The organism is Psychrobacter immobilis, assembly GCF_904846065.1.
Classification (GTDB): domain Bacteria; phylum Pseudomonadota; class Gammaproteobacteria; order Pseudomonadales; family Moraxellaceae; genus Psychrobacter; species Psychrobacter immobilis_H.
Genome location: NZ_CAJGZV010000028.1, coordinates 1 through 1248, shown reverse-complemented (window position 1 = coordinate 1248; position 1248 = coordinate 1). Strand labels below are relative to the sequence as shown.

Here is a 1248-nt window from a genome sequence, read left to right as displayed (position 1 = left end):
CAAGATATGGGCACTATTACTGTAACCAGCCGTAGTCTATCAAACGGTACAGCTTCTGGCACTTATATAGCTGCTGGCTCAGGTGCAACTGGTAGTTTTACGCTCACACGTATTAACAATAATACTCGCGGTTATCTAAGTAATGTTGAGATAAAGCCTACAGGTCTTCCAGCTACAGGGACCAATGGTATAGAGATTAGCAACCTTGCAGATACTAATGTCAGCAATGATAAATTTACTTATACCTTTACCATTACTCCTAATGACAACACGGCTATCCATACTATTAAGATTGGTCAAGCCAGCTACACGACCAGCGGTAACTCAGAGGTTGCGCAACATACTTTAAATTTTACTAAAAGCACTTTAAACAGTCGAGCGGTTCAAGCAAGTGTTAGAACAAACCCAAGTGTTCCCTATTACTATGAAGCCATGGGGGATTATTTTATGGGTAAAAGAGATCCAGCTAACACTAATAACTTTATTTATAACGACCCACAACCTCATTTCAATTACGCGAAAATAGTGGCAATAAGCTATATTTTTATCGTTTTGACTTTCTTAACGGTACCAATCAGGGCGGTAATGTATATAGACCTAGCACTGCGGGTGGAGAAGTCAGTGTTCGAAGCGGTGCCACTGGCTTTTTACCGCCGACGCCAACCTTTTCAAACATTATAAAATCGACTTCAACCAGCCCTAATAATCAGACTACCTACCCTCCTTTAACATCAAATATTGCCGATGGTGGTAAATATATCAGCTATGGTATTGAAAACAGTGCCAGTAACTACGTAGTGGCAGTAAGAAATGCGAGCACTGTTACCTTAACTTATGAAGGTATCATGAATGGTAGTAACGGCTTGACAGGAGAGACGGTTGGTGAGACGTATAACGAATGGATCAGCTTTGGAGTAGAGAGCGAGCCCTTAAATTATATATTTTCTGGTACGGTATTTAATGATAACGGTGGTATCAGCGATAGCGCTGCTGACCCAGACAAGGTAGGCGCTCCTTATAGCAGTAATAGTAATTATTTTAATGGTACATTCGATAGCAATGAAGCAGGTGTTTTAGTTAAAACAGGGAGCGTCGCTAGTAGAGTTCGGCTAGTAAATGATTGTGATAACCCTACGACGACTTATGCCACCCAAACATTAACAACAGCTGACGCTGGCGTATATCGGTTCACTATACCCGTCACAGAAATTGGTAATAGAAACTCTGTCTGTATTATTGAAGATAATA

At 40.8% G+C, this 1248-nt stretch carries 2 pseudogenes; both read left to right on the top strand.

The annotated features are described in order from the left end of the window. Positions 1 to 681: pseudogene (locus JMW64_RS13905) on the top strand (hypothetical protein); the annotation flags it as partial. A 116-nt stretch (positions 682 to 797) separates the two neighbouring features. Then, positions 798 to 1248 (top strand): annotated as a pseudogene (locus tag JMW64_RS13900) (hypothetical protein); the annotation flags it as partial.